We start from the raw sequence: 19858 nt of genomic DNA, 5'->3' as shown, positions 1-19858 counted from the left end.
AAATTGTAAGAGCCGTCAGCGGTTGCGAAGGTCATACGGCGGGATCGCTGGGCAAACTGTTTTCCGAAGCGAATGACACGATCGACAAGCGGCCGATCGAAGGACTGGAGGAAGCGGGCGCTAATTGGATATGGACGGCGCGCGCATTTGTCCGGAAGTCTTCATCCGGGATTGCGAAGCCGTATCCGCCGGATCTTAGTCGCGGCGATCATTCTCGCGGGCGCCGCGGCTCTGTTCGTCCTTTACGGAGTGACCCCGTCGCGGCTTTACGCCTGCCTGGCATCGGAAAACGGACTGCTGCTCATTCTCTCGCAGATGGTGAGCTGGCGGCGGCAATACCGCAGCAGCGCAATCAAGGTGCGGATGAGGGGCGATGCGCCTTGCCATCCGCTTCGGAGGCTGACGGTGTCAGGCGGGCAGGCGGGCGTTAACCGCTGCAGCGGTCGTTTCGAGTGCGAGCCGCTTGCCACTTGCCGCATCGAAGATGTGCAGAGCCGATGGCGGCAAGGCGAGCGTCAAGAGCGTTCCTTCCTGTGCCTCCATGTCGGGCGGCAGAACCACGGCCATCTCAGCCTCGCCCACAGCGCAGTAGGCGATCTGGCTGCCGCCCAGTTCCTCGACAAGATCGATCCGCGCCGCGAGGCCCGGTGCACCGGGCGCCGCAATGCTGACGTGCTCTGGCCGAATGCCGAGCTTGATGCGGGTACCGACCGCAAGATCATGCGAAGGAGCGGCGATCCGATTGGTCGTCACGGCGTCGAGTGCGATTTCGCCCGGCGAGACGATGGCGGCATCGAACAAGTTCATGGCGGGGGCGCCCATGAAGCTGGCGACGAACACAGAGGCCGGCCTGCGATAGATCTCGGACGGCCTTCCGACCTGCTCGATATGGCCGGCATTCATCACGACCAGCAGGTCGGCGAGCGTCATAGCCTCCACCTGGTCGTGGGTGACGAAGATCGAGGTCGCCCCAAGTCGTTTGTGCAGCCGCCGGATTTCGATGCGCATCTGCACCCGCAGCTTGGCGTCGAGATTGCTGAGCGGCTCGTCGAACAGGAACACCTTGGGCTCGCGCACGATGGCCCGGCCCATGGCGACGCGCTGGCGCTGCCCGCCCGAGAGCTGGGCCGGTCGCCGATCGAGATACTGCGTGAGATCGAGGATGCGCGCCGCCTCCTCGACCCGCCGCTCGCGTTCAGCCTTTGGGAGCCGCGCGATCTTGAGCGGATAGGCCATGTTCTGGCGCACGGTCATGTGCGGGTAGAGGGCATAGTTTTGGAACACCATGGCGCAGCCGCGATCGGCCGGGTCGATATCGTTGACGATCTCGCCGTCGATCGCGAGTTCGCCCGAGGTGATGTCCTCCAGCCCGGCGATCATGCGCAGCAGGGTGGATTTGCCGCAGCCAGAAGGGCCGACGATCACCACGAACTGATCGTCCTTTATGGCGAGGTCGAGGCCGTGCACGACCTGATTGCCCTGATAGGCTTTCTTCACTCCGTTGAGTTCCAGTTCGGCCATCATGCCTCTCCCTGTCCGTTCACCGCGACCAGCCGGCTGCGCAGCTTACCGATCGTGACCGCGTCGACGCCGATCCCGCTCAGGTATGCGGCTATCCCGCCATGCTTGGCTTCGATGTGGTCGAGCGTGGCAAACATGGTCGCCGGCTCGCTTACCAGCAGCCGGCTGAACTGCTCGGGGTCGATGCCCCGCGTCTTGGCGTCGGCGAGGAGCTCGGCAACGATTGGCTCGATTGCCGGGCGGGTCAGTGCATAATCGGCAACGATGGTGTCGCGGTCGACGCCGGCAGCGCCAAGGAGCAGAGCCGCGATCATCCCGGTACGGTCCTTGCCGGCGGTGCAGTGGAACATCACCACGCCTTGGTCGGCATCGGCGATGTGGTGAAGAACATCGCGGAAAGCCTCGCCGCGCAGCGCCAGGGCCTTGAGATAAAGGTCGAGCAGCACGTCGCCGTCGGCATATTGCCCGCCCGGGGTCAGGGTCGGGACCAACTGCTCGAACAGCGACACGTTGATGTAGCGCACCTCGGCACTGCCCTTGAAGGGACTGGGCGCCTGCTCAAGTTCGCCGGCATGGCGCAGGTCGATGACGGTGCGCAGGCCCGCTTCGAGCAGGGCGTCGATGTCGGTGGCGTCGAGCCGGTGAAGAGCATCGGCTCTGAACAGGCGGCGCCATTGTGTGACAGCGTCGCCCGCTTGGTAACCGCCCAGGTCACGGACGTTGTGGGCGCCGTTAAGGCGGAAGTGACGGTCGATGGAGGCGTTCATCAGCGGAGTCCCGATTTCATGAAGGATTGGACGACCTGCCGTTGCAGCAGGACATAAAAGATGAGGATCGGCAGGCTGGCCATGGTCGAAGCCGCCATCAGCGGGCCCCAGGCATTACCCTCGGCGGTAATGAACATCTGGATGCCGATCTGGATGACACTGTTTTCCGGCGTGCGGCTTAAAAGCAGCGGCCAGAAATACTCGTTCCAGGTGGAAATGAAGATCAGGATGGCGAGCGAGGCGATGGTGCCGCGCAAATTTGGTACCACCACTTCCCACAGTGTCCGCCAACTGCGAGCGCCATCCATCCGAGCGGCTTCCAAAACCTCCTTGGGGAAGGCACGCATCGACTGGGTGAGCAGCAGGATGCAGAGCGCCGAGGCGAAATGCGGCAGGATCAGCGCCACGATATTGTCGAGCAGTCCCATATTGGCGACGAGCAGGTAATTGGGAATCATCACCACCTGAAACGGCACCAGCCAGGTCAGCGCCACGAGGCTGCTGACAAGCCAGTCGTACGAGAATTTCCAGCGTGCGAAAGCATAGGCGGCAAGGAGCCCGGTAAAGAGCTGCACCACCGTCACCACGGCCGAGACCACAAGTGTGTTCATGAGCATCCGCACCACCGGGATGGCGCGTAGCGCATAGGTATAATTTTCGAGTGAAGCGGCGGTGGGCCACAGGCTCGTCTCGAAGATGGCATTGGCTGGCCGAAGCGAGGTGACCAGCATCCAATAGACCGGGAACAGGCAGAAGATGGTCAGCACCACCATGACGATGTGACCGATCATCGTATCGAGACCCCGGGCCGAGCGGCGCCGCCGGCGGGGACGGGAGGGGGAGAGCTCCACGTGGCTCGTTGTCGCGTCAATTGTCATAGAAGGAGTACCGGTTGACGAGGCGGAACAGGATGAAGGCGACGATGCTGAAGCCGATGAAAAGGATGATGGCCGCTGCCGAGCTCCAGCCGACCGAAAGGCTGGAAAAGCCGAAATCCCACAGCAGGTAGTAGATATTGCTGGTGGCCCCGAGCGGTCCTCCGGAGGTGAGCACGTTGATGTAGGTGAAGCTCCACTGTGCTCCGAGCAGGATCGTCATCATGACAAGGAGCAGTACCGAGGAGGAAAGCAACGGGAGCCGGACGTCGCGGATGATCTCCCATTTACTGGCGCCATCCATGCGGGCCGCCTCGATCAGCGAGGGATTAATGTTGGCGTTCGCCGCCGAAAGGATCAGCGTCGAGAAGCCGATCAGCTTCCATCCGGTGATGACGATGATCGTCCAGATGGCAATCTTGGGATCGGTGAGGAACTTGACCGGCGAATAACCGAAGAGGCTCAGCCCGACATTGACCATGCCGTGACCGGGGTCGAGCAGCCAGCGCCAGACAGCGGCCGCGACGACCGGTGCGATGATCATCGGCACGAAGATCAGCGCACGATAGATATTGCGCGAGCGCGCCGGCAGGTCGTGCGTCCAGATGGCGATGGCGAGCGGAATGATGACCGCGATCGGGATCAGTCCCAGCACGTAAATGCCGGTATTGCGCGCTGCCTGCCAAAGCTTGGGCAGGGCGAAGATATTGGTGTAATTCCGCCATCCGACGAATTTGAGCGGCGCGGTGGGCAGCATGTTCCATTCGTAGAAACTAAGCCGCAGGGCATCGATCAGCGGCCAGTAGATCCACAAGACCAGCGTGAACACGGCCGGCAGAAGATAGATCCACGGCGTGATTTGAGTCCATTTGCTGCTCAAGCGGCGTGCGGCTCGCCGGTTGGCACCGGAAGCGCTGAGGGTCATTTCGGCCACGGCGCATGCTCCTTTGTGCTGGAGGAAGACAACCGACCGCTTTCCGCGGGACCAAATAGGTGTCGCGACTGCTTGGGCGACCGGGTGGGGGGCGCGGCAATCGGCGGGTCGGCGAGATGGCTAAAAGATACCGGCTCAGTCATGGCTTCGTCTGGTGCGTTCAATCGGCGGAAAGGCGCCGGGACCCGCCGTCGGGCCCCGGCATCCGGACTCATTGCTGCGGCATCAGGCCCTGGGCGAGATCCTGGGCAGCCTTCATTGTTTCGGCCACGTCCCCGTCACCGAAGACGGCCGCTTCGGTCGCATCCAGGAAGATTTTTGCGATCTGGCGGTAGTTCTGGCCCGGATAAGCGACCCAAGGCTGAAGCCGATCGAGCTGAGCAAGGTTCGGACGCACCATCGGATGCGCTTTTACCCAAGCCCCGAGATATTGAGGATCGTCGACGATATTGGCACGGAGCGGCAGGTAGCCGATCTGCGATGTGATGATGGAGTAGCCGTGCTTCGACGTCAGGAACTTCATGAGCTCCCACGCTGCGCGCTGCTTGACGGGATCCTTGCTGAAGATCACCAGCCCGCTGCCGGAATTCGTCGGCGTGGAGGGCTTGTCGCCGAAGCCGGGCATCTGGGCGGCACGCAGCTCGAACTTGCCCTCGGATCCCTTGATCAGCACATTCTGCTGAGCCGAGGTGTTCAGCAGCATCGCGAGCTGTCCCGACGTCATCGCCTCGACCATCGCGTCATTCGGCATGTTCTCATAGACGCCGGCATCGTGAAGGCCGCGCAGCATGGAAACCGCCTGCACCGCTGCCGGTTCGCCGAAGGTGATCGTTTTACGATCGTCGGACAGGACGCCGCCGCCGTTGGAGCGAAGAACGCCCTGAAGGGCCCAGTCGAATCCGGCCGCACCGCCGCCCGCGAGCGCGCCGTTGAAGCCCTGAGCGCCTGTCTTCTCGTGGATGGTGACCGCCGCGGCCTTGACCTGCTCCCAGGTCCTTGGCGGTTCGTCGGGATTGAGCCCGGCCTTTCGGAAGAGATCGGCATTGTAGAACAAAACCGGCGTGGAGAAGGTGTAGGCCAGCGCGTAGGTCTTGCCGTTCAACTGGCCAAGCTTGACGCCGGCGGGAATCATGCCGGAGAGGTGATCGGCCAATTCCTGCTTGGGAACGATATCCTCGAGCGCGGCGGCGCCGAGATTGTCGGCGGCAAAGGCCAGCCCGTCAAACACGACCTGCGCGACGTCGGGAACCCGGTTCGCAGCCATATCGCTTTGCAGGCGGCTCGCCATATCTGGCGAAGGTACGGCAACGCCCTCCACCTTTATGGTGGGGTTCGCAGCCATGAACTCGTCGATCAGCTTCTTGGTGGCGTCGGCGCCGAGCCCGGCGGAGGCCAGGTTATAATTGTAGAACGTGATCGTGACCGGCGCGTCCACGCGGGGGGCGGCGGTCTGCGCAAAGGCGGTCGTGCCCGAGGAAAGCACGGTTGCCGCCATCGTAGCGGAGAGGATAAGGAAGGTTCGTTTCAGCATGGGTTTCCCGTCAAAAGGATCATTCAGCAGCTTCGCGAGAGGCGAGATAGGCGTCGAGCCGCGCCTGGAATTCGTTGAGCGGCGTGGAGCTGATCTGGCTGCGGGTAGAAGGTTGCGGAGCAAAGGAGATGGTCAGTCCAGACGGCCGGATGGTGCCGATCGCCATCGATGCGCCCTCGACCGCGCGGATCGCGTCACCCAAGATTACGGGATCAAGCGCATTGTGCTGGCCGATGCCGACGACGACAGGGATGCCGTGCCAGTTCGACACGCGATCGTAGTGAATGTGGCCGGAGAGGATGCCGATGATTTTGCGGCCAGCCAGCAGTTCGCGCAAAGCGATGGTGTCGGCGATGGCAAGCGTTTCCCATTCGCCTTCGAAATTGTCTTCGTCGAGCGCGGGCGCATGATGCATCACCAGCAGCTTGGGCAGTTCTGCATGGTCGTCGAGCCGCGCGGCGAGCCAATCGAGCTGACCGGGCTCGAAGGCACCGCCGATCGTCTTGGGCACGCTCGAATCGACGGTGATGATGTGGATGCCGTCGATGATGGTGTCATGATCGTAGGGCAGGCTCGTATTTTCGATGCCGTCGAAGAACGCGCTGTAAAAACCCCGGCGCGTGTCGTGATTGCCGAGTGCAAAGAGCACCGGCACATCCAGCCCGGCTTCGGCGAGCAGCGACTTGAGGTGTTCGTAGCTGTCCACATCGCCGCGATTGGTGAGGTCGCCCGAGACGATGATGAAGGAGGGCTGCGGATTCATTCGCTTGATATCGGCCATGATGGCGCGGAAGTTGGTGGTGGTGTCGCTGTGCAGATGCGGATCAGGCACGCCAGGGGCGCCGACGTGAAGGTCGGTGATGTGGACGAAGGTGATGTTGCGGCTCATGGAGTTTGTTCCTTCTGGTTGTGGGTGACGGGACGGCCTGGGGGGGCCGAGAATTCTGGCGACGTCATCGTGGCCAAGCACGGCCGCCTCGGCATGCCCGTCTTCACGTTCAGTGTGGAGCGGCGCCGCGTCGATGGAGGTCCGCGGCGCCGGCGTGAAGCAGCCTTGGCTCAGTTGGCCGGCATCAGATCCTGAGCCCGGTCCTGGGCGGCCTTGAGCGTCTCGGCCACGTCCACACCGCCGAATACACTCGTCTCGGCTGCGTCCATCATGGTCTTGACGATCTGCGCGTAGTTCGGGCCGGGCATGGAGTCCCAGGGCTCGAGCACGGCGAGCTGCTCGATATTGGGCTGCACCAACGGATGGGCCTTGACCCAATCTCCCAGATATTTGGGGTCATTGATGATGTCGGTGCGGAGCGGCAGATAGCCGATCTCAGAGGTGATGACCGTGTAGCCGTGCTTGCTCGTAAGAAACTTCATCAGCTCCCACGATGCCCGCTGCTTGACCGGATCGCGGCTCAGCACCACTAGCGCGCTGCCGGAATTGTTCGGACGCACCGGCTTGTCGCCGAAAGCCGGCATCTTGGCCGCGCGCAGGTCGAAATGGCCTTGGGCGCCCTTGACCAGAAAGGCCTGGATGGCCGAGGTCTGGAGGTACATGCCCGCATTGCCGCCGGCTAGGCTTTCCATTGCCTCGTTGATGTCCATGTTTTCGAAGGCACCTGTGTCGGCGAGGTCGCGCAGCATGCGTACCGCCTCGACCGACTCGGGCTCGGCGAATTTGAGCGTCTTGCGGTCTCGCGAGATCACCTCGCCACCGTTGGAGCGGACGACGCCCTGGAACAGCCAATCGACGGCGCTTGGCCCAAAAATGCCGGCGATGAATCCGGTCTTGCCGGTCTTGTCCTTGATGGCGAGAGCATCGGTCTTGACCTCGGCCCAGGTTTTGGGCGGGTTGTCCGGGTTGAGCCCGGCTGCCTTGAACAGATCGGCATTGTAGAACAGCACGGGGGTGGAGAAGGTATAGGCCAGGCCATAGGTCTTGCCGTTAAGCACACCGAGCTTGGTGCCGTTCGGGCTCATGCCTTGCATGTGCGCGGCGATCTCCTGGGCCGGCACGAAATCCTCGAGCGCCTTGGCGCCGTAATTGGTGACGGCATAGTCCAGGGAGTTGAAACCAAGCTGTACGAGGTCGACCGAGCGCGAAGCGGCGAGATCGGCTTGTATGCGCGCATTGCCGTCTGCGGACGAATAGGGCACGCCTTGAACCTTGATGTTGGGATTGGCCGCCATGAATTCGGCGATCAGCCGCTCGGTCGCATCCTTGCCATTGCCGGCCGAGCCGAGGTTGTAGTTGTAGAAGGTGATCGTCACCGGCTGGTCGACGGTCAGCCGCGCTTGCTGGGCGAATGCGGAACCGCCAAGCGCGGCGGCAATGAGGGCGAGGCCCGAAACGAAGGTTCTGCGCAGCATATTCTTCTCTCCCTACTCGGCAGCCGATGTGGCTTCTTTGGCGCTCCTGGCGACGATTTCGCGGATCCTTTCCATGTCGAGCACGTGTAGCTCACGTCTGGTCGAAGGCTGCGGCGCGAACGAGATCGTCAGGCCCGAGGGGCGGATGGTGCCGATCGCCATGGACGCGCCTTCAAGCATGCGGAAGCTGTCCCCGAGCCCAACGACGTCTGTCGCGGCATGCTGGCCGACGCCCACCACCAACGGGATGCCATACCAGCTGGAGACGCGGTCGAAATGAATATGGCCGGAAAGGATGCCGACGATGTCGGAGCGGTCGATAAGCAGGTCGCGCAGGGCGATGGTGTCGGCGATGGCAAGCGTTTCCCATTCGCCATCGAAATCCTCTTCGTCGAGGGCGGGGGCATGGTGCATTACGAGCAGCTTGGGCAGGCCCGCATGCTCGCTGAGGCGCATCGCGAGCCAATCGAGCTGTCCCGGCTCAAACGCACCGCCGATCTTCTTGGGTACGCTCGAATCCATCACGATGATGTGGATGCCCGCGACAACGAGATCATGGTCATGGGGCGCGGACGTGTCCTCGGTGCGGCCCAGCATAACGGGGTAGAAACCTTCGCGCGTGTCGTGGTTGCCCAGCGCGAACAGCATCGGAATGTTGAGGTCAGCCTCGGAGATGAGGGACTTCAGATGCTCGTAGCTTGCGGCATCGCCGCGGTTGGTGAGGTCGCCGCTGGCCACGATGAAGGCCGGGCTGGGCTTCATCCTCCTGATATCGGCGGCAATGGCGCGGAAGGTGGCGGTCGTGTCGGAGAACAGATGATCGTCTTTCGCCGATGGATCGCCGACATGCAGGTCGGTAAGGTGAACAAAGGTGATGTTGTCTGCCATGGTTGTACTTCCTGAAAGGCGAGTCATCCTGTTCGGTGAATGCAGCATCCTGCGCCCGCCGTTGTTTTTGATTCGTGCGGAACTGCCGGCGTCCGTCGGCACGCTCCATTCCCTTACGGGTGATCGCGTCACAGGGTTGTTCCAGCTCTGCCGCAACAACCTCTTGCGTGAGGCGTGCAAATATGCGTAGCTGTGCTCAATGACAAATGAATGAAGGTTCATTCAGACTATGGATATTGCATTGGATAAACGGGAACGCATCCTCAATACGGCCGCCGAACTGCTGCTGAAGACAGGGCTGCAAACGCCTATGTCCGCCATCGCCGAGCAGGCGAACGTGGCCACGGGCTCGCTCTACAACTACTTCCCTTCAAAGGAAGACCTGGTGTTTGCCGTCTACCAGCGCGTGGCTGCGGAACTGAACGCGGATATGATCGTGGAGATCGATCAGGAGACCCCGTTCCCGGCACGGGTCGAAGCCTATATTATGCGCTATATCGAGCACCTTTGGCGCGACCAGACCCGTGCCATGCTCTATGAGGTGATCACCAACTCCCCGCTCATCATGCAGGAGCGTGTCGGATCGCTTTTCCTTGAGTTCGCGATTTACAGCATCAAGGTATTCTCCGAGCCACCGGAGAACGGCGAGCCGGAAATGCCCAAGTCGTTGATGGCGTCCTTCGTTCGCGGCGCCATCCGCAACACGCTCAAGCGCTTGCGCGCCGCCGGCGGCGAGCTCACGCCGGACCTCAAGCATCGGATCGTCGTCATGTGCTGGGCCGCCATCACCGCCTGAAGCGGGATGGCATGCTCGGTGTCAGGCGGTCGGGCTCGGATCGCCAGACTATTCCTGAGCAGTCTCCCTCATCACCGTCAGTGGCTTCTTTAGCCATTCCTTGCCGCCGGCTGGGCCGGTCGATTCGCGTTCGATGATATCAGAGACCAGCGCGAGCCTTACTGGCGGCCGCTCGCGGGCTTCGGGATTGGCTAGCCTGTCGGCAATGCAGCGCACCATGGCTGCGCCCATTTCCACCTGCGGCGTCCGCACTGTCGTCAGGCGCGGGGAGAAGTGGGACGCCGAGGCGAAGTTGTTGAAGCCGACGACAGAAATATCGTCGGGAACGCGAATGCCGAGGCGCAGAAGCTCGGAGGTGACGGCGATCGCGATGCCGTCATGGGCGCAGAAGAGCGCAGTTGGTGCCTTGCCGGAGCGCAGATATGAGAAGAAGGCGCTGCGGAAACCCTTCTCCTCGTCGAAGACGATGTCGTCGACGCTCGTTCCTTCGATCGTTTGCGCCCCGTCACGGAAGCCGCGAAAGCGCTCGGCGCGGCCCATAGGCGTGGCGCTGCCGTGCACGAAGGCCATTTCGCGATGCCCGAGCTTGAGAAGCATCTGGGCGACACCATAGCCGGATTCCCAGTCGGCGCCGACGACCTGGTCGATGCGCTCCATCGGGCTCACATAGCTGGCGCAGACCACGGGCAGTCCGGTGCGCGCGGCAAGCGCGGTCCATTCCGACGGGCGGGGCACGGCGAGGATGAGGCCGACGACGGAAGTCTCCATCTGCCCGACCTCGCTCAGATAGCGCGCCTGCCTCGGCACGATTGCAAAACCCAGCCGCTCTCCCTCCTGCTCGGCGCCGTGCATGATGTTCAGCCAGAGCTCGCTGCTGACCGGGTCGATTTCCTGGCGGATGAAGAGGATGTGGCCGGCCGTATAGGGTACGTCCTGATTGACGTGGTAACCCATGGAATGCGCTGCACGCAAAACACGGTTGCGCGTCGATTCGCCGACCCCGGGCTTACCCGAAAGGGCGCGGGAGACCGAGAATTTCGAGAGACCGAGCTTATCTGCAAGATCCTGTATCGTTACCCTGTTTGAGGCCATTCCCGAGACCCTTGTTATGACAGTTGCGGTTCTGCCGTAGGAAGGCTGCTACGTCAAGTCGCCGTGCGAACTTACCAAAAATAGTTGCGCTTCAAGTTTGCCTATGTTAGCTGATTACCTAACAAAACGCAAATAAATCGTTAGGCGCCGGCGAGGAGGGGCTTTGGCGGCGTCGCACGGAGGGTGGAGACAGTGGGCAAGCATGTCGTGGCTGCATTGGCCGATATCCCGCCGGGGTCGAGGAAGCTCGTTCATGTAAACGGACGCGCGATCGCCGTGTTCAACGTCAATGGCGAGTTTTTCGGCATTTCTAATACCTGCCCGCATCAGGGCGGCAGTCTGGTCACGGGTGCGACGGTCGGCCTGACGACCTCCGACGAGCCCGGCAAGTTCTGTCATTCCCGCCCCGGCGAATTCGTTCGCTGCCCCTGGCATAGCTGGGAGTTCGACCTGCGTTCAGGCCAATCACGGTGCGATCCCCGCAGGTTCCGCACGAAGGCCTATGACCTGACGGTCGAGACCGGCGAGACGCTCGTCGCAGGGCCTTATGTGATCGAGACCTTCGGCATTTCCGTCGAGGATCAATACGTCGTCGTTGAACTTTGAAGCGCGGGGGCGCGCCTGACGGGGAGGACATTCATCTTGCCGATTTCTGATGCCATCGACTGCGACATTCATCCGGGCGTGCCGACGGTCAAGGCGCTGCTCCCCTATATGACCGACTATTGGCGTGAGAGCTTCATCGCAAGGGGGCAAGACGGATTCCAGCCCGCCAGCTATCTGCCTAATTCGCCATTGACCTGCCGGCCCGACTGGCGAGACGGCGAGGAGATTCCCGGAACCAGCTTCGAGCGCCTGAAAGCCCATGCTCTCGATGGTTTCGGATCGAGGTTCGCCATCTGCAACGTCCTCTATGGAGGTTCCTTCGCGGTCAGCGAGACGATGGGAGCCGCGCTCTGCTCGGCTGTCAACGACTGGATTCGCGAGCAATGGCTCGACCGCGATCCGCGCCTGCGGGCCTCGATCGTCGTTCCGACGCAGAACCCGGCGCTTGCCGTCGAGGAGATCGAGCGTCAGGCGGATGATCCGCGTTTCGTGCAGATATTGATGCCCGTCGGCCTCGACATGATGCTCGGCAAGCAGCACTACTGGCCGATCTTTGAGGCTGCCGTAAGACATCGCCTGCCTATCGGCCTTCATGCCGGCAGCCTTTATCGTTACGCGCCGACCGCGGTCGGCTGGCCTAGCCATCACCTCCAGGATTACGTCAGCAACAATCAGGCCTTCGAGAGCCAATTGCTGAGCCTTATCGCGCAGGGCGTTTTCGTGAAATTTCCGGATCTGATGGTCGTGCTCATCGAAAGTGGCGTCACCTGGCTGCCGGGCTTTCTCTGGCGTGCGCGCAAGACCTGGCGCGCGGTTCGCCCGGAAGTGCCCTGGGTAAAGGAATCACCGATCGACATTATCCGCCGCCACGTTCGTCTGACGGCGCAACCGATCGATGCGCCGGACAATCCGGAAATACTCGAGCGCGTCCTGGAGCAGATCGGCTCGGACGACATGCTGCTTTTCGCTTCCGACTATCCCCATTGGCAGTTCGACGGCGACCAGATGCTGCCGAAGGGCGTTCCGGCCCGCCTTATCGAGAAAATGGCGAAGGACAACCCGCTTGCGACCTATCCGCGGCTGAGGGAGACACTGCAATGAGTGCGCGCGACACCGCTCCCGAGCGTCCCGCTGACGCCGCCCGCTTTCAGTTCATCGACTGCGATATCCACCCATCGCTCAAGCACAAGAAGGCGCTGTACCCCTATCTTTCAAAGCAGTGGCGGGATCATCTTGACACTTACGGCAGTCTCACCCACGGCGTCTATGCCACCCGTGGCGGCGCCTATCCGCGCTTCACGCCGGAAACGGCGCGGCGCGATGCCTGGCCGCCCAACGGCAATCCGCCGGGCTCCGATCTCGAATTCATGCAGCAGCAGCATCTCGACGCGCATAATGTCCGCTTCGGCATACTGGAGCCGATCGTCGGTGCGAACAATGCCCGCAACACCGACCTTTCGGCTGCGCTCTGCACTGCCACAAACGAATGGCAGGTCGACGAATTCACCTCCAGGGACAGTCGCCTCAAGGCCTCCATCCACATCTGCGCGGAAGACGCCGATCTCGCGGTCGAGGAGATAGACCGGCGTGCCGGAGACCGGAACTTCGCCCAGATCCAGCTTGGCTCGCGCTCGGTCGAACCGATCGGACGTAAACGCTATTGGCCGATTTTCGAGGCGGCCCAGCGGTATGACATCCCGATCGGCTTTCACGTCGGGGGCCCGTCGCCTTATGCCCCTTCGCCGAGTGGCTGGCCCGATTATTACATCGAGGATCATCACGTGCTCACCCACAGCGCCCATACGCAGGTGGCGAGCATGATCCTCGAAGGCGTCTTCGAACTCTTCCCCCGGGTGCGCGTGGTGATGATCGAGGCTGGTTTCGCCTGGGCGCCGCCGCTCGCCTGGCGGCTCGACAACCACTGGCGGAAGGTCCGGAGTGAAACGCCACGCTGCAAGCGCCCGCCCTCGGAATATATGCGCCAAAATATCTGGTTCACGACGCAGCCGGCCGAAGAACCCGAAGACCGCAAGGATCTTCGCCTGCTGTTCGAATGGATCGGCTTCGACCGCATGATGTTCGCCACCGACTATCCGCACTGGGATTTCGACGATCCGCAGCGTGCGCTCCTCATGCCGATGAGCGAGACGGAGCGGCGCATGCTGTTCCATGACAACGCATTGAAATTCTACGCCAATCTCGACTGAGAAACAGGTCTCCCATGAAGAAGCTCATCAATGATCCCGCCGACTATGTCGACGAAACGCTCGACGGTCTCGCGCTCGCCTATCCGGCCCTCGTGCGAGACGGCGCCCATGGCCGTGTCATCCGGCGTACTGCGGGGGCGACGCAGGGTAAGGTCGGCATCGCTTCCGGCGGCGGCTCCGGCCATCTGCCGCTATTCACCGGCTATGTCGGCAGCGGGCTGATCGATAGCTGCGCCATCGGCAACGTCTTCGAAGGGCCGAATATCGAAAGCTGTATCGACGCGATCAGGCTAGCCGACGGTGGGCGCGGGGTCCTGCGCCTTTATGGCAATTACGGCGGCGACCGGATGAATTTCGACATGGCCGGAGAGTTCCTGGAAGAAGAAGGTATTGCGACGACGACCGTTCTCGGGACCGACGATATCGCGAGCGGCAGCCCGGCCCAGATCGCGCGCCGTCGCGGCGTCGCCGGCCTGATCTATGCCTGCAAGGCAGCCGGAGCCAGCGCCGACAGCGGCGCCGATCTTGAGGAAGTGACGCGTGTCGCAGCCAAGGCCGTGGCCGCGACGCGGACGATCGGCGTCGGCCTCGGTCCCTGCCGTCTGCCATCTGCGGACAAGCCAAGCTTCGAGCTGGCGCCCGACGAGATCGAGATGGGCATCGGTATCCATGGCGAGCCAGGAATCTGGCGCGACACGATGCGCCGGGCCGATGTTCTTGCCGAGGAGATGGTTGGGCGGCTGCTCGCCGACATGCCGGCAGCGCCGCAAGGCGAGGTCTCCGTGCTGGTCAACGGCCTCGGCGCAACGCCGATCGAGGAGCTCTTTATCGTGTACCGTCACGTCCGCAGATTGCTCGACGATGAGAGGCTGCAGGTCGTGCAGCCTCTCATCGGCAACTTCGTCACCTCCATGGAGATGCAGGGCATGTCCATCAGCCTGTTTCATCTCGACGACGAGCTTAAGGGGCTGCTTGCAGCGCCCGCCGAGTGCCCCTTCTGGAGGGTCGGCTGATGGAACTTACGGTCGCACAGATCGTCGCTGGCGTCCGCCGGGCCGCCGATAGTCTCAAGGTTCTGGAGCAGGAACTCAACGCAGCCGACGCCAAACTCGGCGACGGCGATACCGGGTCGATGCTGGCGCGGGTCATCGGCGCCATGGCCACAAGCGATGTCGCCGCCTCGGTCTCTGTCAGCGAAGCTTTTGGCAAGCTTGCACGCGCGGCCGTGTCGGCGACGGGCTCAAGCCTAGGGACCCTGCTTGCGACCGCGCTTCTCACCATGTCGAAACAGACGAAAAGCGCGGTGCAGGTCGAGTGGCGATCGCTGCCGGTTCTCCTGGCTGCGGCTCTGGAGGCGATGATCGCGCGTGGCGGAGCCGCACTGGGCGACAAGACCGTGCTCGATGCATTGGAGGCGATTACCTCGGCAATGGCTGTCGCACCGGATGCCCAAAGCGCTGCCCTTGCCGCCCGGCAAGCCGCCTTCGCGGCGCTCGATGCCTTTCGCGACCGGCCGTGCCGGATGGGGCGCGCGAAGTTCTTTGCGGAACGGAGCATAGGCCTCGACGACCCAGGCATGCTCGCAATCGCGCGGCTAGTCGACGCACTCGCCACTCCGCCGGTCTCCGCCTGAAGCTCGACACTGCCTCAACCTAACAAAGTTGCGGTTTCCATCGAAGCGCCTCAATTATTTTGTCGGACCGCCCTCTTATAAAGCATTGGCTTTTTCGGCTTAAATATCTGATTTATTCCAATTATTTGCACGGTTACGGCACGTGGTTTGAATTCCACCTGCTGCAGGCTTTGACAAAAAGAATAACATTGTTTGTTTTTAACTTGCGTCGCGTTAGGTTTTGCGCTTCTATAAACGCATAGATCGTTCGGCTGGCTTTGCGGGACGGGCGACCTGGAGGCGGTCGCTGAATTTGGAGGAGAGCAATGGTGGCTCAACAGTTCGAGCAGGCGGCGGACTATACCGATCGGCCAGTTGACGAAGAGCGGGCGGAATCGCGTCGCAACGCGGTCATCAAATTCCAGGACAGAATTTTCGTACCGCTGACGGTGGTTCCGACGCTTCTCGCCAGCTTGCTGGTGTTCGGCATTCCGCTCGTCTTTTCCTTCATGTTGAGCTTTCAGGGATGGTCCATCGACAGCGCCTTGTTCTCCGGTCGCTTCGTCGGTTTCGCCAACTATCAGGACCTCTTTACCGATCCGCTGTTTCGCTCCAGCCTGATGCTGACGATCGGTTATACGGCGGTGACCGTCACCGCAGAGCTGCTGCTCGGCCTGGCGGTCGCTTTGTTGCTCAACTGCCGGGTTCCGTTCATCCGCTTCTTTCGCACAGCGCTTATCATTCCGATGATGATCACCCCGATCGTCGCGGCGCTGACCTGGAAGCTGCTGCTCGATCCGAATTACGGGCTCATCAACGTTATCCTTGGGACGAAGACTGTGTGGCTCGGCGACCCCGGTCTGGCGCTGATTGCGGTCGCGATGGTCAATATCTGGCAGAACGCGCCCTTCGTCGCGATTCTCCTTCTCGCCGGCCTGCAATCGCTGCCCCATGAGCCGGTCGAGGCGGCCGCGGTCGATGGCGCCAATCCCTGGCAGACCTTCCGCCATGTGACGCTGCCGCTACTGGCGCCCTATATCGTCGTCGCCGTCCTGCTGCGCACGATTTTCGAGTTCCGCTCCTTCGAGAATATCTGGGTGATGACTGGAGGCGGTCCGGCTAACGCGACCAAGCTTCTTTCGGTCTACACCTTCGAGGCCTCCTTCCTTTCCTTCGACCTGACGCTCGCCTCCGCGGCGTCATGGGTGATGTTGTTCATCGTGCTGATCTTCTGCGTGCTCTTCATCATGGCCACCAAGCGCAAGGAGATCGCGTGATGTCCGCCCTTCTTCGCGGCAAGCGCCGCAAGTTCGCCTATCATGTCGCCGTCTATGCCGGGCTTTTCAGCCTGCTTGCGATCTTCGTGTTCCCGCTGCTGTGGATCGTCGGCATCTCGCTGAAGACGCGCGAGCAGATCTTCACCAATCCGCCAGTCTTTTTCTGGATCCCGACCTTCGAGAACTATACGCAGGTGCTGACGCAGTCGGATTTCCTGGCTTCCTTCGGTAATTCGCTGATTACAACAAGCTGCTCCGTGGCGCTGTCGCTGCTGATCGGCATCCCGGCATCTTATACCTTCGCCCGTTTCCGCTTTCCGGGGCAGGGCTTCGCGATGGTCACCCTGCTCATCATGCGCATGTTGCCGCCGGTCGCCATCCTGTTGCCGCTCTTCATTCTCTTCAAGGCGGTCGGACTTTCGAATACACGGGCTTCCGTCATCATTGCCTATACGACCTTCAGCCTGCCGCTGATCGTCTGGGTCATGAAGGATTATTTCGCGAACCTGCCGAAGGAGCTCGAGGAGGCGGCCTATATCGACGGCGCCTCGCGCATGCTCGCTTTCCGCAAGATCGTCCTGCCGCTTGCCCGTCCAGGCATCGTGACGGCCGCGATCCTGTCGCTGCTGCTTGCCTGGAACGACTTCATCTTCGCAGCCATCCTGACCAACAACGCGACGCGCACCTCGCCCGTCCTGCTGGCCAGCTATGCCGGTGGGGAGACCGGCACGAACTGGGGAGCGATCACGGCGTCGGGTGTGCTCGTCGTGATCCCCGTCATCATCTTCTCGCTGATCGTCCAGAAGCACCTGGTGCAGGGGCTGTCGTCGGGAACCGTGAAATAGAAGGTCAACAAGACACCAAGTCGAGGAGGAGAATGCCAATGGAGAAGAACAGGGGACCTTTCAAGGGGCCGTCAATCACCCGCCGCAACATGATGCTGGGATCGGCCGCGGCGATCGCTGGCGGCAGCCTGATGAGTTCGGCATTGTTTACGCCGGCGCTGGCCCAGAGCAAGCCGTCCAAGCTGACGGTCCTCGGTGACAGCGCGCCATGGAAGGGCACGATCATCGAGGATGCCATTCCGGCCTTCACGAAGGAGACGGGCATCGAGGTCGAATATATCCAGCTGCCGAACGAGCCGCTGATCACCCGTGCCCGCGCCGAGCTTACCAGCGGCAGCACGACGAGTTTCGACGTGATGCAGATGGGCGCTTCGATGATCGGCTGGATGCATCCCTACATGGAGGACGTGAACGAGCTTCTGAAGAAGGCCGGTGGGAAATATGCAGTCGACTTCGGCATGGACGAATTCTCCCAGGCGGCGATCGATCTTGCCAGCATGGACGGCGTTCTGCGCGGGGTGCCCTATCGCAGCACCACCTACATCCTTCACTACCAGAAGGAACTGCTCGACCAGGTCGGGATCAAGCCGCCGACCAACTTCGCCGAATACCTGGCCGCGGCTGAGAAGCTCACCGAAGCAGGCAAGCCGAACCGTTACGGCGTGGGCTATTGCGCCCGCCAGGGCGGTGCAATCGTCGACCATTTTGGCCCCTACCTCCTGTCGGCCGGTGGCGGCTTCTACGATTCGAAATCGAAGGACATCTGGATCAATAACGACAAATCCGTCGCTGGACTCGATTTCTATGCGAGCCTGCTCAACAAGTACCATGTCGTTCCCGAGGATGCGCTGACCTGGGAATGGGACGAGATCATCGCCAACGGCCAGAACGACCGCTATGCGATGGCGATTACGCTGAACGCTTCCGCCACGCCGATCAACAAATCCGACAAGTCGAAGACGAAGGGCAGATGGGGCTGGGCTCTGGTGCCAGGCGCCACAGGCCCCGCCGACAGCCGATCCTCGCTCGGCGGCTGGAGCTTCGCGGTCCCGTCGGCCGGCGCAAACAAGGGATGGGCGTTCGAATTCGTCCAGTTCATCACCAGCCGCGAATGGGCGAAGCGCTCGATGGAGAAAGGCAACGCCTCGGCGCGTCTTTCCGTCCTGACCGACCCGGAAGTGATCGAGACATACGGCTGGACCGGCGTGATGGCCGAGCAGCTGAAGACGGCGCAGGCCAATCCCCGCGACGCCTTCTGGGGCGCGGTCGAGGCACAGCTTCGCGCCGGCCTTTCAAAGACCCTGCTCGGTCAGGCCTCCCCGAAGGCCGCAATGGACGAGGTTGCCACCAACTGGCAGCGCACCATGCGCCGCGCAGGCTGATCACCGATCCCCGGCCGGGCGTCCTCGCGGTGCCCGGCCGATAAGAAAGATGGAGACAAGACATATGGCGTCGGTTCAGCTTACTGGTGTCAAGAAATCGTTCGGGGCGCTGCCCGTGATCCACGACCTCGACCTGAAGATCGAGGACGGGGCCTTTGTCGCCCTCGTCGGCCCTTCCGGCTGCGGGAAATCCACGCTCTTGCGGATGATTGCGGGGCTGGAGGAGACGACCGGCGGCGATATCGCCATCGGCGGCAGGCTGGTGAACGACCTTACGCCGCGCGAGCGCAACATCGCGATGGTCTTTCAAAACTATGCGCTCTATCCGCATATGACCGTCGCCGAGAACATGGGCTTCAACATGAAGCTCGCGAGGAAACCGGCGGCCGAGATCGATGCGCGGGTCAACGAAGCCGCCCGCATGCTAAGCCTGACGCCCTTGCTTGGACGCAAGCCATCCCAGCTTTCCGGCGGTCAGCGTCAGCGCGTGGCCATGGGCCGCGCTGTCGTGCGCAACCCGCAGGTCTTTCTCTTCGACGAGCCGCTCTCCAATCTGGATGCGAAGCTGCGCGTGCAGATGCGCGCGGAAATCAAGCTCTTGCACCAGAAGGTGCGCACGACCGCGATATACGTCACGCATGACCAGATCGAAGCCATGACGCTCGCCGATCATATCGTCGTCATGCACGGCGGGCGTATCGAGCAACAGGGGCATCCTATGGAACTCTATCGCAAGCCGGCCAACCTCTTCGTCGCCGGTTTCATCGGAACTCCTGCGATGAACTTCGTCGATGCGGTCGGCGCGACCGATGCGGGCGGTGCCTTCGCCCGGCTTCCCCATGGCGAAGCGATCCGCTTTGCCGGCGCCCGCATCGAGGACGGACAGCCGATCACGCTCGGCCTCCGCCCGGAGCACTTGGCGCGACGGGGCAACGGCACACGCCTTTCGGGACCCGCGCGTTTCGTCGAGCCGACCGGCGCGCTGACGCATGTGACCTTCGATCTCGGGGGGCGCGACATCGTTGCCGTCATCGATGGCGAAAAGACAGTCAATGCCGGCGAGACCTTCGAGGCGACCATTGCGCCCGATCTCATCCATGTTTTCGACAAAGCATCCGGCGCCCGGCTGAACGCGGCATGACGGACGACAGGCAGTTTATC

At 62.0% G+C, this 19858-nt stretch carries 19 protein-coding genes; 10 read left to right on the top strand and 9 right to left on the bottom strand.

Annotated elements, in window-relative coordinates; genetic code table 11:
- Nucleotides 1–408: 408 nt before the first annotated feature.
- The 8 genes from ugpC to PY649_RS23475 all read right to left on the bottom strand — a co-directional run bounded on the left by ugpC (nt 409) and on the right by PY649_RS23475 (nt 8880).
- Nucleotides 409–1521: a sn-glycerol-3-phosphate ABC transporter ATP-binding protein UgpC gene (ugpC, locus tag PY649_RS23510; RefSeq protein ID WP_285871160.1), complete on the bottom strand. Its 1113-nt coding sequence runs from the start codon at nt 1519–1521 to the stop codon at nt 409–411.
- Nucleotides 1521–2288: a tyrosine-protein phosphatase gene (locus tag PY649_RS23505; RefSeq protein ID WP_285871159.1), complete on the bottom strand. Its 768-nt coding sequence runs from the start codon at nt 2286–2288 to the stop codon at nt 1521–1523. Before PY649_RS23505 ends, ugpC begins: the two co-directional genes overlap by 1 nt.
- Complete coding sequence (locus PY649_RS23500) at nt 2288–3166, bottom strand: carbohydrate ABC transporter permease (RefSeq protein WP_285871158.1); 879 nt, start codon at nt 3164–3166, stop codon at nt 2288–2290. Before PY649_RS23500 ends, PY649_RS23505 begins: the two co-directional genes overlap by 1 nt.
- Nucleotides 3156–4088: a carbohydrate ABC transporter permease gene (locus PY649_RS23495; RefSeq protein ID WP_285871179.1), complete on the bottom strand. Its 933-nt coding sequence runs from the start codon at nt 4086–4088 to the stop codon at nt 3156–3158. Before PY649_RS23495 ends, PY649_RS23500 begins: the two co-directional genes overlap by 11 nt.
- A 220-nt stretch (nt 4089–4308) precedes the next feature.
- Complete coding sequence (locus PY649_RS23490; protein ID WP_285871157.1) at nt 4309–5628, bottom strand: ABC transporter substrate-binding protein; 1320 nt, start codon at nt 5626–5628, stop codon at nt 4309–4311.
- A gap of 19 nt (nt 5629–5647) precedes the next feature.
- On the bottom strand, nt 5648–6517 hold the full coding sequence (locus PY649_RS23485; protein WP_285871156.1) for a metallophosphoesterase: 870 nt from the start codon (nt 6515–6517) through the stop codon (nt 5648–5650).
- Between the two features lie 170 nt (nt 6518–6687).
- The gene (locus PY649_RS23480) at nt 6688–7992 is read right to left on the bottom strand and encodes an ABC transporter substrate-binding protein (protein WP_285871155.1); all 1305 of its coding nucleotides are present in this window, start codon (nt 7990–7992) and stop codon (nt 6688–6690) included.
- A gap of 12 nt (nt 7993–8004) precedes the next feature.
- Nucleotides 8005–8880: a metallophosphoesterase gene (locus PY649_RS23475; RefSeq protein WP_285871153.1), complete on the bottom strand. Its 876-nt coding sequence runs from the start codon at nt 8878–8880 to the stop codon at nt 8005–8007.
- 229 nt (nt 8881–9109) lie between these two features.
- Between PY649_RS23475 and PY649_RS23470 the strand changes: the two genes are divergently transcribed.
- On the top strand, nt 9110–9676 hold the full coding sequence (locus tag PY649_RS23470; protein WP_285871151.1) for a TetR/AcrR family transcriptional regulator: 567 nt from the start codon (nt 9110–9112) through the stop codon (nt 9674–9676).
- 48 nt (nt 9677–9724) lie between these two features.
- Here PY649_RS23470 and PY649_RS23465 read toward each other — a convergent pair whose 3' ends face one another.
- Nucleotides 9725–10768 carry a LacI family DNA-binding transcriptional regulator gene (locus tag PY649_RS23465; protein WP_285871150.1) on the bottom strand — a complete coding sequence of 348 codons (1044 nt, stop codon included), beginning with the start codon at nt 10766–10768 and terminating at the stop codon, nt 9725–9727.
- Between the two features lie 192 nt (nt 10769–10960).
- On the opposite strand from PY649_RS23465, the gene PY649_RS23460 reads away from it, so the two are divergent.
- The 9 genes from PY649_RS23460 to PY649_RS23420 all read left to right on the top strand — a co-directional run bounded on the left by PY649_RS23460 (nt 10961) and on the right by PY649_RS23420 (nt 19838).
- On the top strand, nt 10961–11374 hold the full coding sequence (locus PY649_RS23460; RefSeq protein WP_285871149.1) for a Rieske (2Fe-2S) protein: 414 nt from the start codon (nt 10961–10963) through the stop codon (nt 11372–11374).
- 36 nt (nt 11375–11410) lie between these two features.
- A complete protein-coding gene (locus PY649_RS23455; protein WP_285871148.1) occupies nt 11411–12475 on the top strand; it encodes an amidohydrolase family protein in 1065 nt (354 codons plus the stop codon).
- On the top strand, nt 12472–13581 hold the full coding sequence (locus PY649_RS23450) for an amidohydrolase family protein (RefSeq protein WP_285871147.1): 1110 nt from the start codon (nt 12472–12474) through the stop codon (nt 13579–13581). The genes PY649_RS23455 and PY649_RS23450 overlap by 4 nt, the downstream gene beginning before the upstream one ends.
- Nucleotides 13582–13595: 14 nt before the next feature.
- Nucleotides 13596–14594 carry a dihydroxyacetone kinase subunit DhaK gene (locus PY649_RS23445; RefSeq protein WP_285871146.1) on the top strand — a complete coding sequence of 333 codons (999 nt, stop codon included), beginning with the start codon at nt 13596–13598 and terminating at the stop codon, nt 14592–14594.
- On the top strand, nt 14594–15214 hold the full coding sequence (locus tag PY649_RS23440) for a DAK2 domain-containing protein (protein ID WP_285871145.1): 621 nt from the start codon (nt 14594–14596) through the stop codon (nt 15212–15214). The genes PY649_RS23445 and PY649_RS23440 overlap by 1 nt, the downstream gene beginning before the upstream one ends.
- 305 nt (nt 15215–15519) lie before the next feature.
- Nucleotides 15520–16470 (top strand): carbohydrate ABC transporter permease, encoded by a 951-nt coding sequence (locus PY649_RS23435; protein WP_285871144.1) that lies wholly within the window; start codon nt 15520–15522, stop codon nt 16468–16470.
- Nucleotides 16470–17315, top strand: coding sequence for a carbohydrate ABC transporter permease (locus PY649_RS23430; protein ID WP_285871143.1), 846 nt, complete (start codon nt 16470–16472; stop codon nt 17313–17315). The genes PY649_RS23435 and PY649_RS23430 overlap by 1 nt, the downstream gene beginning before the upstream one ends.
- 38 nt (nt 17316–17353) lie before the next feature.
- Nucleotides 17354–18697 (top strand): ABC transporter substrate-binding protein, encoded by a 1344-nt coding sequence (locus PY649_RS23425; RefSeq protein ID WP_285871142.1) that lies wholly within the window; start codon nt 17354–17356, stop codon nt 18695–18697.
- A gap of 64 nt (nt 18698–18761) precedes the next feature.
- Complete coding sequence (locus PY649_RS23420) at nt 18762–19838, top strand: ABC transporter ATP-binding protein (protein WP_285871141.1); 1077 nt, start codon at nt 18762–18764, stop codon at nt 19836–19838.
- The last annotated feature ends 20 nt before the right edge of the window (nt 19839–19858 follow it).

Source organism: Rhizobium mayense, from assembly GCF_030272705.1.
Classification (GTDB): domain Bacteria; phylum Pseudomonadota; class Alphaproteobacteria; order Rhizobiales; family Rhizobiaceae; genus Rhizobium; species Rhizobium mayense.
This window is presented reverse-complemented; position numbering and strand designations above follow the sequence as displayed.

Coding starts and splice junctions, on each gene's coding strand:
- ugpC (WP_285871160.1), bottom strand. CDS start 1,521: ATGGCCGAACTGGAACTCAACGGAGTGAAGAAAGCCTATCAGGGCAAT.
- PY649_RS23505 (WP_285871159.1), bottom strand. CDS start 2,288: ATGAACGCCTCCATCGACCGTCACTTCCGCCTTAACGGCGCCCACAAC.
- PY649_RS23500 (WP_285871158.1), bottom strand. CDS start 3,166: ATGACAATTGACGCGACAACGAGCCACGTGGAGCTCTCCCCCTCCCGT.
- PY649_RS23495 (WP_285871179.1), bottom strand. CDS start 4,088: ATGACCCTCAGCGCTTCCGGTGCCAACCGGCGAGCCGCACGCCGCTTG.
- PY649_RS23490 (WP_285871157.1), bottom strand. CDS start 5,628: ATGCTGAAACGAACCTTCCTTATCCTCTCCGCTACGATGGCGGCAACC.
- PY649_RS23485 (WP_285871156.1), bottom strand. CDS start 6,517: ATGAGCCGCAACATCACCTTCGTCCACATCACCGACCTTCACGTCGGC.
- PY649_RS23480 (WP_285871155.1), bottom strand. CDS start 7,992: ATGCTGCGCAGAACCTTCGTTTCGGGCCTCGCCCTCATTGCCGCCGCG.
- PY649_RS23475 (WP_285871153.1), bottom strand. CDS start 8,880: ATGGCAGACAACATCACCTTTGTTCACCTTACCGACCTGCATGTCGGC.
- PY649_RS23470 (WP_285871151.1), top strand. CDS start 9,110: ATGGATATTGCATTGGATAAACGGGAACGCATCCTCAATACGGCCGCC.
- PY649_RS23465 (WP_285871150.1), bottom strand. CDS start 10,768: ATGGCCTCAAACAGGGTAACGATACAGGATCTTGCAGATAAGCTCGGT.
- PY649_RS23450 (WP_285871147.1), top strand. CDS start 12,472: ATGAGTGCGCGCGACACCGCTCCCGAGCGTCCCGCTGACGCCGCCCGC.
- PY649_RS23445 (WP_285871146.1), top strand. CDS start 13,596: ATGAAGAAGCTCATCAATGATCCCGCCGACTATGTCGACGAAACGCTC.
- PY649_RS23440 (WP_285871145.1), top strand. CDS start 14,594: ATGGAACTTACGGTCGCACAGATCGTCGCTGGCGTCCGCCGGGCCGCC.
- PY649_RS23435 (WP_285871144.1), top strand. CDS start 15,520: ATGGTGGCTCAACAGTTCGAGCAGGCGGCGGACTATACCGATCGGCCA.
- PY649_RS23430 (WP_285871143.1), top strand. CDS start 16,470: ATGTCCGCCCTTCTTCGCGGCAAGCGCCGCAAGTTCGCCTATCATGTC.
- PY649_RS23425 (WP_285871142.1), top strand. CDS start 17,354: ATGGAGAAGAACAGGGGACCTTTCAAGGGGCCGTCAATCACCCGCCGC.
- PY649_RS23420 (WP_285871141.1), top strand. CDS start 18,762: ATGGCGTCGGTTCAGCTTACTGGTGTCAAGAAATCGTTCGGGGCGCTG.